Origin of the sequence: Comamonas koreensis (assembly GCF_014076495.1) — a bacterium.
GTDB classification, from domain to species: domain Bacteria; phylum Pseudomonadota; class Gammaproteobacteria; order Burkholderiales; family Burkholderiaceae_C; genus Comamonas; species Comamonas squillarum.
Window position 1 is genome coordinate 735590 of sequence record NZ_CP043575.1, and the last position, 13526, is coordinate 749115.

9 protein-coding genes and 2 pseudogenes are annotated in these 13526 nt (G+C 52.8%); all 11 read left to right on the top strand.

Features of this window, described 5'->3' with window-relative positions; translation table 11 throughout:
* Positions 1-18: 18 nt before the first annotated feature.
* The gene (locus tag F0Q04_RS03440; RefSeq protein ID WP_182344454.1) at positions 19-1497 is read left to right on the top strand and encodes a mannose-1-phosphate guanylyltransferase/mannose-6-phosphate isomerase; all 1479 of its coding nucleotides are present in this window, start codon (positions 19-21) and stop codon (positions 1495-1497) included.
* Positions 1445-2410 (top strand): ABC transporter permease, encoded by a 966-nt coding sequence (locus tag F0Q04_RS03445; protein ID WP_232539492.1) that lies wholly within the window; start codon positions 1445-1447, stop codon positions 2408-2410. Before F0Q04_RS03440 ends, F0Q04_RS03445 begins: the two co-directional genes overlap by 53 nt.
* Positions 2400-3713: an ABC transporter ATP-binding protein gene (locus F0Q04_RS03450; protein ID WP_182344455.1), complete on the top strand. Its 1314-nt coding sequence runs from the start codon at positions 2400-2402 to the stop codon at positions 3711-3713. The genes F0Q04_RS03445 and F0Q04_RS03450 overlap by 11 nt, the downstream gene beginning before the upstream one ends.
* On the top strand, positions 3710-6397 hold the full coding sequence (locus F0Q04_RS03455; RefSeq protein WP_182344456.1) for a glycosyltransferase family 4 protein: 2688 nt from the start codon (positions 3710-3712) through the stop codon (positions 6395-6397). The genes F0Q04_RS03450 and F0Q04_RS03455 overlap by 4 nt, the downstream gene beginning before the upstream one ends.
* Before the next feature lie 9 nt (positions 6398-6406).
* Positions 6407-7504, top strand: a complete 1098-nt coding sequence (gene wecB / locus F0Q04_RS03460; protein ID WP_182344458.1) for a non-hydrolyzing UDP-N-acetylglucosamine 2-epimerase — start codon at positions 6407-6409, stop codon at positions 7502-7504.
* Positions 7501-8769 carry a glycosyltransferase gene (locus F0Q04_RS03465; protein ID WP_182344460.1) on the top strand — a complete coding sequence of 423 codons (1269 nt, stop codon included), beginning with the start codon at positions 7501-7503 and terminating at the stop codon, positions 8767-8769. Before wecB ends, F0Q04_RS03465 begins: the two co-directional genes overlap by 4 nt.
* Positions 8770-8857: 88 nt before the next feature.
* Positions 8858-10924, top strand: a complete 2067-nt coding sequence (locus F0Q04_RS03470; RefSeq protein WP_182344462.1) for a hypothetical protein — start codon at positions 8858-8860, stop codon at positions 10922-10924.
* 22 nt (positions 10925-10946) lie between these two features.
* Positions 10947-12044: a DegT/DnrJ/EryC1/StrS family aminotransferase gene (locus tag F0Q04_RS03475; RefSeq protein WP_182344464.1), complete on the top strand. Its 1098-nt coding sequence runs from the start codon at positions 10947-10949 to the stop codon at positions 12042-12044.
* Positions 12041-12985, top strand: a complete 945-nt coding sequence (locus F0Q04_RS03480; protein WP_182345538.1) for a glycosyltransferase family 2 protein — start codon at positions 12041-12043, stop codon at positions 12983-12985. The genes F0Q04_RS03475 and F0Q04_RS03480 overlap by 4 nt, the downstream gene beginning before the upstream one ends.
* Positions 12978-13076: pseudogene (locus F0Q04_RS24300) on the top strand (hypothetical protein); the annotation flags it as partial. The gene F0Q04_RS03480 and the pseudogene F0Q04_RS24300, both read left to right, overlap by 8 nt.
* A gap of 207 nt (positions 13077-13283) precedes the next feature.
* A pseudogene (locus F0Q04_RS24305) lies at positions 13284-13439 on the top strand (isomerase); the annotation flags it as partial.
* Positions 13440-13526 lie beyond the last annotated feature (87 nt).

Consider the following 13526-nt stretch of genomic DNA (forward strand, 5'->3'; position numbering starts at 1 on the left):
TCCACTGAGATTATTTGAATGTCAAATCTTACGCCTGTCATCCTCTGCGGTGGCAGTGGAACCCGCCTGTGGCCACTCTCGCGTGAACACCATCCCAAGCAGTTTCTAAGCCTGGGCGGTGATGGCCAGTCCATGTTGCAGAACACAGCTAGGCGTTTGCAAGGCGTCCACTCTGAGATCGTTCAAACCAGCCCGGTGCTGGTGTGCAATGCCGACCACCGCTTTTTGGCTGCACAGCAACTGCAGGAGCAAGGTATTTCCGACGCCAAGCTGGTGCTGGAGCCCACGGGAAAAAATACTGCACCTGCGCTGACATTGGCAGCTTTGGTGTCAGAGGCAGATGCGGTACTTTTGGCCATGCCCGCAGACCATGTGATGACCCGACCAGAGGAGTTGCACCGCGCTGTGGAAGCGGCCTGGCCGCTGGCCAGCGAAGGCGCGATGGTCACCTTTGGCATTGTGGCTGACCGGCCTGAGACGGGCTATGGCTATATCCAAAAAGGCGCTGCCGCTGGCCATGGCGCCTTTGGTATTCAGAGCTTTGCTGAAAAACCATCGTTGGAAGTAGCTGAACAGTACCTGCGAAATGGTCAGTACCTGTGGAACAGCGGGCTGTTCATGGTACGTGCCGACCAGTGGCTCAAGGCCATGGCCGCGCTGCAGCCATCCATGCTGCAAGCCTGTGAGCAGGCCATGGCGCAGAGCAGTCGCGACTTGGACTTTATACGCCCGGATGCCGACATCTTTGCCTCTTGTCCATCGGATTCCATCGACTACGCAGTGATGGAAAAGCTGCCGGTTCGCCCGGGGTTGGGCGTGCCCGCGTGCGTCGTGCCGCTCGATGCAGGTTGGTCCGATTTGGGGGCTTGGGATGCGTTGTGGGATGTTTTGCCGCGCGATGCACAAGGTAATGCTGGGAGCGGTGAAACCTTGGCCATCGACACCCGCAACAGCCTGCTTTTTTCGGAAAGCCGCCTGATCGCTGCAGTGGGCCTGGACAATGTCGTAGTGGTGGAGACCGCCGATGCCGTGCTGGTGGCCGACAAATCGCGTACCCAGGATGTGAAGAAAGTGGTGGCCGCCCTCAAGGCCCAGAACCGCAGCATGGCCTCGGCCCACCGCAAGGTGCACCGCCCCTGGGGCTGGTACGACAGCATCGACAGCGGCAGCCGTTTTCAGGTCAAACGCATCGTCGTCAATCCGGGTGCCCAACTGAGCCTGCAGATGCACCACCACCGTGCCGAGCATTGGATTGTGGTGAAAGGTACTGCACAAGTGACCAAGGGCGAGGAGACATTCCTGCTTGGGGAGAATGAGTCGACATTTATCCCTCTGGGTCATATTCACCGCCTGGCCAATCCAGGGATGCTGCCTCTAGAAATCATTGAGGTGCAGTCGGGCAGTTACTTGGGTGAGGACGATATTGTTCGGTTCGAGGACCCCTATGGACGGGCTTCCCTGGCCCCCGCCTCAGAGCTTCAGAAAAAACGCCCCTGAAACCTGGCCCCGCCACACCGGTGAGGTTGAGTCTTTTTCACGGCGTCGTACCAGCTTCAAAAACAATGACGAAAAATTTTCTATGAACATGCGCCATGACCGAAATTCAATGTCCCCCCTGGCCGTTGGGTGCTCGATCAAGGCCAATGCGGGCCTGATCATCGAGCTGATCAAGCGGGATATTATCGGTCGCTACCGCGGTTCCTTCATGGGCTTGCTGTGGTCGTTCTTTAACCCGGTGTTGATGCTGTTGGTGTACACCTTTGTGTTTGGCATCATCTTTAAATCTCGCTGGCCAGGCGGCACAGGGTCGACTTCGGAGTATGCACTGGTATTGTTTTCTGGTTTGATTATTTTTAATTTTTTCTCCGAATGCATTGCCAAGGCGCCAGGCTTGATTACCGGTAATACGGGTTATGTCAAGAAAATAATTTTCCCTCTGGAAATTTTACCAGTGGTTGCAATCGGTGCTGCATTCTTTCATTTTTGTATCAGTTTTGCCGTTTGGTTGTTGTTTTATATGGTGTTTTTTGGGTGGCCGCCGATGACCTTGCTTTGGTTGCCGATCGTCATTCTGCCATTGCTTTTCATTATTTTGGGCTTGAGCTGGTTTCTTTCATCGCTAGGGGTGTATCTGCGTGATGTGAGCCATGTCATGGGAATTGTTCTGATGGTCATGATGTTTATGACGCCTATTTTTTATTCACTTTCTGCATTACCTGAAAAATACCGCACCATTCTTAAGATAAACCCATTGGCTACCTTGGTGGAGCAGGCGCAGAACGTCATGATTTGGGGTCGTGGTATTGACTGGTCCGCTTGGGGCTTGGTGACGGTGATTTCTGTAGTGATCGCGTATCTGGGATTTGCTTGGTTCCAAAAAACAAGAAGTGGATTTAGTGATGTCCTCTGAAATTGCTATATCTGTCGATGGCGTCTCCAAACGCTACGAGATGTATTCAAAGCCCAGGGACCGTCTGCTGCAGTTCTTTTCCCGTGGCAGCAAGCAGTACTACAAGGAGTTTTGGGCACTGCAAAAAATCTCATTTGATGTCAGAAAAGGTGAGACCCTTGGAATTCTGGGACGCAATGGCAGTGGCAAAAGTACCTTGCTGCAGATCATTGCAGGGACGCTTACGCCAACGACGGGCAGCGTCCAGACCAGCGGTGTGCTGGCTGCATTGCTGGAGCTGGGATCAGGCTTCAATCCCGAGTTCACCGGCAGAGAGAATATCTACCTCAACGGCGTGATTCTTGGGTTCTCCAGGCAAGAAATGGATCTGCGCCTTGAGGAGATCATCAGCTTTGCCGATATAGGCGATCATCTGGATCAGCCGATCAAGACCTATTCCAGTGGCATGACGGTTCGCCTAGCTTTTGCAGTCCAAGCCTGTGTCTCGCCCCAGGTGTTGATCGTGGACGAAGCGTTGTCGGTTGGGGACGAGAAATTCCAACGCAAGTGTTTCGAATACATCGAGAAGCTGCGTAAAGGCGGCTGCTCCATTTTGCTCGTGACGCATTCGACGGCAACGGTAGAGAAATTCTGCCAGCGCGGAGTCTTGTTGCACAAAGGTGAAGTGCAGGGCATTGGGGCCGCGAAAGAAATCGTCGACCAGTACTATGCGCTGCTGTATTCGGATGAGAAGGCCTACCAGCGTTACCAAACGAGCAAAAGCGGATCCGCAGATGTGCCAGTGCCGGAGCTGGCGGACCGCCCGAGCGCCGATGCAGGCACTGTTGCCGCCAAGCCCCACCATGCCGCTACATCAGGGCTGCGTGCCGTTATTGCGGGCTGGGATGTTGTGGATGCGCAAGGGCTTCCCTGTGACAAGTACCACACGGGTGAGACCTTCATCGTCCGCTTCCTGGTCGATATTCGGCAGCCGGTCCAGGAGATTCAGGCGGGGCTGCTGATTCGAACGGTGGAAGGGGTGAGTGCATTTGGAACGAGCACGCTGTACCACGAGAAAAACATGCTGCATCCGAGCGAGGGCAGCCGGTATGCCGTGGAGTTCGAGGTCAAGGCGAGCCTTTGTGCTGGCACGTATTTCATCACCTTGGCCATTGCGGAGGCCATCTCTCACAGCGATATGCGTTACCTGGACCGGAAAACGGACGTCATCGTCATCACCGTGAGCCAACCGCACACACTGGCCAGTGGCATTGCCATGCTCGATGCGAAGGTCAAGGTCAGCGAGATCAAGGGCGGAACATGAAATCTATTCTGATCGTTACCCAACAATTCACGGTGGGCGGTTTGGAGACCCATATTCGTGGCGAGATTGAGCAACTGTCTGCCATGGGGATCGATGTGCATCTGGCGACCGGCTCCCTGCTGGACCCCAGCCTGCTGCCGCCCGTACTGAAGTCACTCACACCGGGCCTTGCGCTGGAGCCTTCGGCTTCGGCACAACAGGCTTTGGCAGCCATCGAGCAGATAAGGCAGCTGATCCGTGCGCACGGCATTGACCGTGTGCATATCCATCCCTTTGTGTCGATCATTGCCGCAGCTGCTGCGGCAGAGTTGGAACAGGTACCTTATGCAGTGACCCTGCATGGGCCCGACTCCCTGGGCAGCCACTACGGCCCCACCTTCGATGTGCTGTTCAAAGATGTAGTTTTGCCCAACTGTGGTGCCGTGATTGCGGTATCTCCCGAGGTGCGAGGGTTGGCCGCAGCCTATGTCCACGATGCTGACCTTCATTACATCCCCAATGCCGTGTCTTTCCAGCATCTGTCGCTAGACGATGCAACACCCAGGGACGGGCATTGGCTGGTTGTCTCTCGGCTGGATGAGGCCAAGGTGCCAGGGATCTTTGACTTCTGCGTCAAAGCCAAAGACAGTGGCGTACCGCAGGTACGCATCGTGGGAGACGGTCCTGCACGCCCCGCGTTGGCGTCCTGGCTGCAGCAACGGGGTCTGAGCGACTTTGTCAGCTTTGTGGGAAACAGTGCGGAGGTGCGCCATCTCATGGCGGATGCGGCAGGTATTGCCGGCATGGGCCGGGTTCTGCTCGAAGGCATCGCAGCGCGCAAGCCGGTGGTTCTGGTGGGGTATGACGGCGTCAAAGGTGTACTCGATCAAGCACTTTTCGACAGCGCATCACATGCTAATTTCTCGGGAAGAGGCCTTGCCACCATTGATACTGAAACATTCCAGGAGCAATTTGCCCGTATGTTGTCTTGCGGCGAAGTAGAAAAGCTGCATTTCTGGGCTCGGAGGGGTTTTGAAGAAAGCGCTGTCTGGACCGCTTTTGCGGAGCGCATTGCTGCTACAAATCCGCCTCAGCGCTCGCTATTAACTGATTTGCATCTGTGCTTACAGGATACACCTGCACATGAGCATGCTCCCTATCTCGATACATTCGGTTTTTTGAGGGAGTTAGAGAATGTGAGACGCCAAAAACAATGCCAGCAGCCAGTAAGTACTATATCGTTACTTGAGCTGCACTTGCAGCAAGCCATGCACAAGCAGTTGGTGGCAGAGCGCGACAATCACATCGTGGAACTCCAACAGCGTCTTTCTGAATTGCAACTGAACATCAATGACGGAGAAATGCAGATCAGCCAACTACAACGGCTGGTCTCAACTTATCAGCGAGAGATACAAAATCTGCACCATTCTGCCTCCTGGCGTCTAACCCATCCGCTCCGTCTTAGCTATGCGGCTGTAAGCCGTTGGGGTACGCCCATATTTATGCGTTTGCCTATGCGCTGGCGCCAAATGGTCCTGAACAAGATCAACCCCTCTGCTCATCCTGTGGCTTCGAGCACGTCATCGCCTTCCAACAATGACCTTTCGTGGAAAACGTTTTCGCAGCTAGTGCTCTCGCAGCGCGATCAATACAAAGGCATATTCGTTCAAGAGCCGGCAATAGGCTGGAATGTGCCTCTTTATCAACGACCGCAGCATATGGCTGCAGCCATGGCACGGCAAGGTTATCTGGTCATCTATCGGATTACGGATGAGATGGAAGATGGTATCCGTGGTTTCCGCGAAGTTGAAAAGAATGTCTGGGTCACCAATAGCGATGAAGTAGACACTATAGACAATGTGATTCGTTCTTTATATTCCACAGCACAGCTCATTTCGGTGAAGGATATTGCAAAGAACGGCGTCCGCGGAAAAATTGTTTATGAGTATATTGACCATATTGATCCAGAGATTTCTGGGGATGACAGCATCCAGGGTTTGATGGCGCTGAAGAACTTTGCTTTCACGGGTGGAGCCGACTATGTGGTCGCCTCTGCACAGAAGCTGTATGACGAAGCTATTGCCGCTGTTGGCGCTGATAAAACCATCATGGTTCAGAACGGTGTAGATGTAGGCCATTACCGTGACCCTCGGCACAAGACGCAGGTGCTTCCTGCCTCATTGACCAACTTCAAGAAGCGATTCAAGCATACTGTGGGCTATTTTGGCGCTTTGGCGCCCTGGCTCTGGTATGAAACCATTGCCCAACTGATCAGCCAGAGAAGCGATATCGGTTTTGTCTTTATTGGTCCAGACTATTATGGCGGGATCGATAAACTGCCCCAAGCCGACAACCTTGTTTATCTCGGGGCGGTGGATTATAAAACGCTGCCTGCCTACGGCATGAGTTTTGATGTGTGCTTCATTCCATTCAAGCCCGGCGATATTGCAAAGACCACGTCTCCATTGAAGCTGTTTGAGTACTTTGCACTGGAGAAACCTGTGGTGGTGACATCCGATATGGCCGAGTGCGTGCGTTATCCGGAAGTTTTTCACGGTGCTTCTGCGCAGGAATTGTCTCTCGCGATCGACAATGCCATCGCCACCAAAGACGACCCAGCATTCAAACAGCGCCTGGCCGACCTGGCCGACCAGAACAGCTGGGACATGCGTGCAGCGAGCTTGATCGCAGGTCTGCAAAATTAAGGTGTAAGTGTGAAAAATATTCTCTGCGTCGTCGGCACGCGTCCCGAAGCCATCAAGATGGCTCCTGTGATCCTCGAGTTGCGCAAGCAGCCGTGGGCTAACGTGCGCGTGTTGGCTACCGCCCAGCATCGTCAGATGCTGGACCAAGTGCTGTCTTTTTTCGATATTCAGCCTGACATCGATCTGAACATCATGCGCCCCAACCAGGCGCTGACTGAACTCACTGCGCGCCTTTTGCTGGAGCTGGACGCGGTACTCAAGGCAGAGAAGCCAGATGTGGTCTTGGTTCAAGGCGACACCACGACGGTCATGACCGTAGCGTTGGCGTGCTTCTATCACCGTATTCCAATCGGGCATGTGGAGGCCGGCCTGCGCACCTGGGATATGCAGAATCCGTTCCCCGAAGAGGCCAATCGCGTTATCGCGGGCAAGTTAGCAAGGTGGCACTTTGCCCCCACAGAGGGCTCGCGCCAGAATTTGCTGAAAGATGGAATCGCTGATTCAGAAATCATCGTCACGGGCAACACCGTGGTGGATGCCTTGCTGGCCACCGCGCAGCGAGATCTGGATCTGGGCATCACATTGCCGGCAGACAAGCGCATGGTGCTGGTGACCTCTCACCGACGAGAGAACTTTGGCTCGCCGTTCCGCAACATCTGCCGCGCATTGCAGACGCTGGCGCAAAACAATCCGGATGTACAGTTTCTCTATCCGGTTCACCCCAATCCGAATGTGAAGGATGTGGCGTATGAGTATCTGGCTCAGATTTCGAACGTCACCTTGTGCGACCCGCTGGACTATGCGCCTTTTGTCGCGGCGATGAAGCGCGCCTATCTGATACTGACTGATTCAGGCGGGGTTCAGGAAGAAGCGCCCGCGCTGGGTAAGCCTGTATTGGTGTTGCGTGAAGAAACGGAACGCCCAGAAGCGGTTCAAGAAGGTGTCGTCAAACTGGTGGGTTCCGACTACGACAGGATCGTCGCCGAGGCCCAACGCTTGCTTGACGATGAAGCAGCCTACAAAGCAATGGCGCGAGGTGTATCACCCTACGGTGATGGCCACGCTTCTGAGCGCATCGCTCGTCTACTTCAAGAGCAGCTTCTGTGAAAGTTCTGCTGATCGCCTATGAGTTTCCTCCAATCTTGGCGGCGCAGTCTTTGCGCTGGCTCCATTTAGCGAACGAATTGGTCGCACAGGGGGTTCAGATAGAGGTGATCTGCCCGGACATTGCGCCCAACCTGGCCTTTCCGTTAGCACTGGATCCGCGCATCGTCACCCACAGAGTCTGGCCCGGTCCCTTCATCGGCTTGGGTGAGTACGCCGCCAAGCGTGCTGCCGCGCAAAGTGCGCCGGCTGGCGATCCACTGCCGACAGCGGCTGCGGCCCCGCTGTCGCTGCTGTCGCGTGGCTATGGCATTGCACGAGATCTGCTCAACCGTGTTGTCTACCCGGATATCCGCAGCGAGTGGTATTTTGGCGCACGCAAAAAGCTCAAGCAGTTGCTGGCCACGAACCACTACGACATCGTGCTCAGCTCCCACGAGCCGGCGGTCGATATCTTTCTGGGCTTCTATGCCAAGAAAGTGAAGCTCCCGTGGGTTGTGGACATGGGCGATCCTTTGCTGACTCCATACTCTCCGCGTTGGCGCCGCACCATCGATCTGCGCGTCGAGCGGCACATCATGCGCCATGCGGATCACCTGGTGGTAACTGATGACAAAGTCAGCGAACTCCTGGTCGAACGGCATGGCACTGCTGTGGGTGCCAAGCTTTCAACGGTCTCTCAAGGTTTTCCTGCCGCTGCATACCCCACACTCAAGCGCGCGAATACGCGGTTCAGCATCTGCTTTACCGGTAACTTCTACAGCGACTTCAGAAATCCCGCGCAGCTGGCGCAAGCGTTACGGGCGCTGCAGGGTATCGATTTTTCGTTTCAAATCATTGGCAACAACGGCCGCTTCAAGCCTGTCTTTGACGGAATTCGTGGTGTTGAATTTTTGGGCCAGAGAAGTCATAGCGACTGCCTGGCGTTGCAGCGTCGTGCGGATCTGTTGATCAACATTGGCAATGTCCAGAATTACCAAATTCCCGGAAAAATCTATGAGTACCTGGGGTCGGGAACCCCGGTCTTGCACATCCAGACTAGCGCATCAACAGACCCAGGTGCTGTGCTCATTAACCAGACCAGAGCCGGTGTGGTCGTCAAGAACGATGCCCAGGACATCGCCAAAGCGCTGGGCAGCCTCCATGCACAATGGATGCATGATCCCCGTGCATTGGTGCTAGGCCGAGATGAAGCACTGGTGCAGAGCCACACCTGGACCAACAAAGCGGCGTTGTACCAGGCCTTGCTCTCCCGGTTGATGAGATAGCTAGCAATTCATACCAATTATTATCTCGGCTGCATACTGATGTGAACTATGCCGGAAATCTCATTTATCCATTTTATGCAAAGCAGCCATGTTTAAGTTTTCAGGTCAAAAAATAATAAAATCATCATTTGGCATGATTAATCATGCTGTGGCCGCAAGCATGACCGTATTTATTGGGGTGTTTTGCTGTCTGCTAACTGTGTTTTGTATTTCCATCTATGGAAATTCAATCATCAACGATATGGCATTGAATGGTATCGATGTCAAATCCTATGCCATATCTGGACTGATCGTTGCAGTGTTCTTGGGTACTTTGTATATTTTTACCAAGAGAAAAAGGCATATAAACCCAAGGCTATTTATTGCTGCATCGGTTTTATTGTCTTTCGGTATTCAGTGCATCTATTACAAGCTGGTACATGCAAGCTGGGTCAGCGATTTCCAACATATGTGGAATCTCTCTGGGGTATTGGCGGCAGAAGGCCGTTTTATTCCCAATGATATCTACGAGCAACGTATACTTCCTATCTTGTTGCCCCTGGTATATATTTTTGGCAACCATCCCATGGTGGTGCCGATCTCTAATGCATTGTTTCTGATCTGCATCATGCTGATGGGTTACAGCATTCTGCAGAAAACACATGGCCATTATTCGGCGCAGATCTTCACAATTTTGTGGCTGGCTTGTGCCGAGCCACTTTTCTCGCTCAAAATACCGACCCATGATTTGTGGGGGTTGTTTATATTTGTATGCATCTCCTTGTGCATTGTTGTGTTCTTCCAGAGAAAGAAAAAGTCCATCACGTTTCTCTTGGGTATGGCTCTGGTCTCTGGGGTGCTGTGCATCATTCTTGATATTCAGCGAGAGTTAGGTGGCATGGTGATCGTAGCTTGGGCGGTGTCACTGTCTATTTATACGGTCAGAAATCAATTAGACCAGCCCCGTTCTGGAGATAACAAATACCTATGGGGCATGTTCGCCGTTGCGGGTGTTGTGTTTCTGGTGGGAGGTTTGGTTCTCAAAAGCAGCCATGTGATCGTCAGTTCTGACGGACTGAATTATTTAAAATATCTGCGCCTGGCATCTTTGTCTCCTGGCTTTTCACCAGGAAGCTACGCTTATGCCAATGAGTTTGGTACCTATCTTCTCAAGGATTTGTCACCTGATGCCCAAAAAGACACCGCGCAGTCCCTCGTGCTTTCTGATTCCATCGTGCAGCCAGAGTTCAGGGTATCCGGAATCATATATAAAACGGCGCAATTGGCGTATCTGGGTGGTCAGCATTATTTCTACCAAAATGGTATGGAGCTAGAGTCACCAATTTTGTTAAAAAATATTGCCAATTACAATAAAATAATATCAATAATAATTTGCGTTTTACTGATGGTAAAATTAAAATCAGCGTTGGATAGAGATCGGGAAATTTCAACCATTTTCTCTTTGTCCGTGCTATGCATCTTGATCGGGGCCTTGACAACTGTTGGGGAAATCCAGCCGAGGTATCTCTTCCCATTTTGGTTTTTCAGCGCTGTGGTGATCGCATCGCAGTTCCGGCTGGCACCGCTGCCGACTCCTGCCGCATTCAGCTGGGGGGCTACAGTGCAAGTGGGATGCGCCATCATATTGGTGGGTGCTGCAACGCTTTGGTTGGGGTTATCTCGGTGGTACACGCCGGAGCATGGCCGGGTGTTATCTCCATTTTCCATCAAGAGGGGTAATGATATTCTTCCTTCTTATTCTCCGCCTTTGCAGTTGGATAAAAATGCCTACAGCGGTCGAAACAATGGGATAGGAAAGCTGGGTTTTACCATGGTGGTCGCCCCATCGGCGGGCAGGCCAACGGATGTAACTGCTTCTAGAGACCTGTGTCTCAAGGATAAGACCTCTCTTCGTTTTGGATATGTGATGCCCCAGATGAAGCCGTCTATGGCAGATGCATTTCAGCTGCGTCTTTATTTCTCTGGCCATGAGGTTTGGAGGCAAAAGCTTCCCGATGATGGCAAGTTGAAGAATGTCTTGGTAGAAAACATTGCGCCAGCCAATACATGTGGCACCCTTGAATTTAAACTGGTGGGCGGAGAGAGAATTTCTGAAGCTTCAGAGGCACAAGCTTCTCGAACAGAAATATATTTTCCCCGTTTGACTAAAAATTAATCACCCTGAGTAGGAGATTCGTATGCTGCAAATAAACAATTTGGCTGAACGTATAAATAAATATAAGCCTGAAATTTCGGATGCGGTTGCACGCGTTATCAACAGTGGCTGGCTGGTTTTAGGCCCTGAAGTCAAACGGTTTGAAAAAGAATTTGCGCAATACAATGGCGCGCGTCATTGCATCTCACTGGCCAACGGCACGGATGCCATCGAGCTTGCCTTGAAGGCCATGGGGGTCGCCGCGGGCGATACGGTGGCAACGGTTGCCAATGCGGGTATGTACACCACCACGGCGTTGCTGGCGATCGGTGCACGTCCATACTTCATGGATGTGGACAGCCGTACGCACAACGTGACATTGCAAGAAGTGGAGAAAGCACTTGCGTCTGGCGTGAAAGCGGTGGTGGCAACCCATCTGTATGGATGGGCCGTAGAAGAGATCGAACGCATTGCTGCACGCTGCAGTGAACAGGGTGTACCACTGCTGGAGGATTGTGCGCAGGCACACGGCGCCCGCGTCAATGGCCGCCGGGTCGGCACCTTTGGTAAAGCGGCGAGCTTTAGCTTCTACCCCACCAAAAATCTTGGTGCGCTGGGGGATGGCGGGGCAGTGATTACCAATGACGATGCCCTTGCGCAGCAGGTCATGGGGTTGCGGCAATATGGCTGGTCTTCCAAATACCAGGTGGAGTTGGCCCATGCGCGCAACAGCCGCCTGGACGAAATGCAGGCCGCCGTCCTGCTTGAATTTTTGCCAAGCCTGGATGCGTGCAACGGCCTGAGAAGAAATATCGCATGCGTCTATGGAGAAAAAATAGACAATCCACATCTGGTAGCGACACAGGTGAACGATGAAAGCTATGTCGCGCATTTGTATGTGGTGCGTGTTGGCCACCGAGATTCCCTGCGTGCGTATCTCAAGAATGCAGGTATTGCTAGCGATGTCCACTATCCGATTCCTGACTATAAGCAGCCGGTCTTCAAGGATGCCTACCAGTCGCTTCATCTGGAGAACACCGAGCTGCTGAGCCAGGAGGTCTTGACCTTGCCTTGTTATCCAGAGATGACCGATGCACAGGTCAACCAAGTCGTGAATGCAGTTAACGCGTGGAAGCCATGATGTTCTCTATTGTGATTCCTGTGTACAAGAACGAGGCATCGTTGCCCCGGCTTATTGCAGCACTTACCGCGCTGAAGGGATCCATACAAAGCGGGTTGGAAGTCGTTTTTGTCGTGGACGGCAGTCCAGACAATTCTTTCGGGTTGTTGAAGGAATCACTTGCATCCCTGCCATTTCCAACCCAGTTGCTGCTGCATTCCAGAAATTTTGGGTCTTTTGCCGCCATTCGTACCGGTTTGAAAGCAGCCCGTGGCGACGGCTTTGGGGTGATGGCGGCAGATCTGCAAGAGCCTCCTGAACTGATGATCTCATTTGCGGAGGCCCTTCAGAAGGGTGAGTGCGATGTGGTGGTGGGAACCAGAAGGGGCCGGGACGACCCCTTCTTCAGCCGCATTGCATCGCAGGCATTTTGGTCTCTTTATCGTAAATATGTTGTCAAAGATATGCCATCAGGTGGCGTAGATGTCTTTGGATGCAATCGGCAATTCCGTGATCAATTGCTGCAATTGCAGGAGTCGCGATCGTCCTTGGTGGCGCTGATTTTCTGGCTCGGCTTTCGTCGCAAGCTGATTGCCTATTCCCGACAGGCGCGCCAGGAAGGGAGTTCTGGTTGGACATTTCGCAAGAAATTGGACTATATGCTGGACAGCATTTTTGCTTTTTCTGACGCCCCTATCCGAGCCCTGCTGCGCCTGGGATTTATGGGCTGCTTCATCTCCATATTGCTAATGGGTATGGTGTTTGTAGCAAAAATGGTTGGTGATATCCAGGTGCCAGGTTACACAGCCACGCTGCTGGTCGTGCTTTTCTTTGGTGCACTCAACATGTTTAGTTTGGGCATTGTGGGAACCTATGCTTGGCGTACCTATGAGAATAGCAAACAGCGACCCCTTGCTGTGACCTCTCTGATATTTAATAACTTTGAAAAACACGATGACTGACACTCCTAAGATTCATGCAACCGCAGAAGTGGCCAGCGCGCACATTGGTTCAGGCACCAGTATCTGGCAGAACGTGGTTGTGTTGGCAGGGGCACAGATAGGTCGCAATTGCAATATCAATGCCCAGTGCTTTTTGGAAAATGATGTCCTCCTCGGGGACCGCGTCACTGTCAAATCAGGGGTTTATTTGTGGGATGGTGTCCATCTGCAAGACGATGTCTTTGTAGGTCCAAACGTCACATTTACCAATGATAAATTTCCCCGCTCCAAGCAATACCCGGAAACGTTTGCAAAGACCGTGGTATGCGAAGGTGCTTCCATCGGTGGAGGTGCGGTCATTCTTCCCGGCATCCGCATAGAGCGTGGCGCCATGGTGGGCGCTGGCGCTGTTGTCACTAAAAGTGTGCCCCCCTTCGCCATTGTGGTCGGCAATCCTGCCCAGATTGTGGGATACGTGTCTGGACCCGTGGTTTCCGCCGCTGCCACAGTAGCCCCAGCACCCTTGCCCCAATTGGGTAGTCCTGTCAGCGTTGGTGTAGGC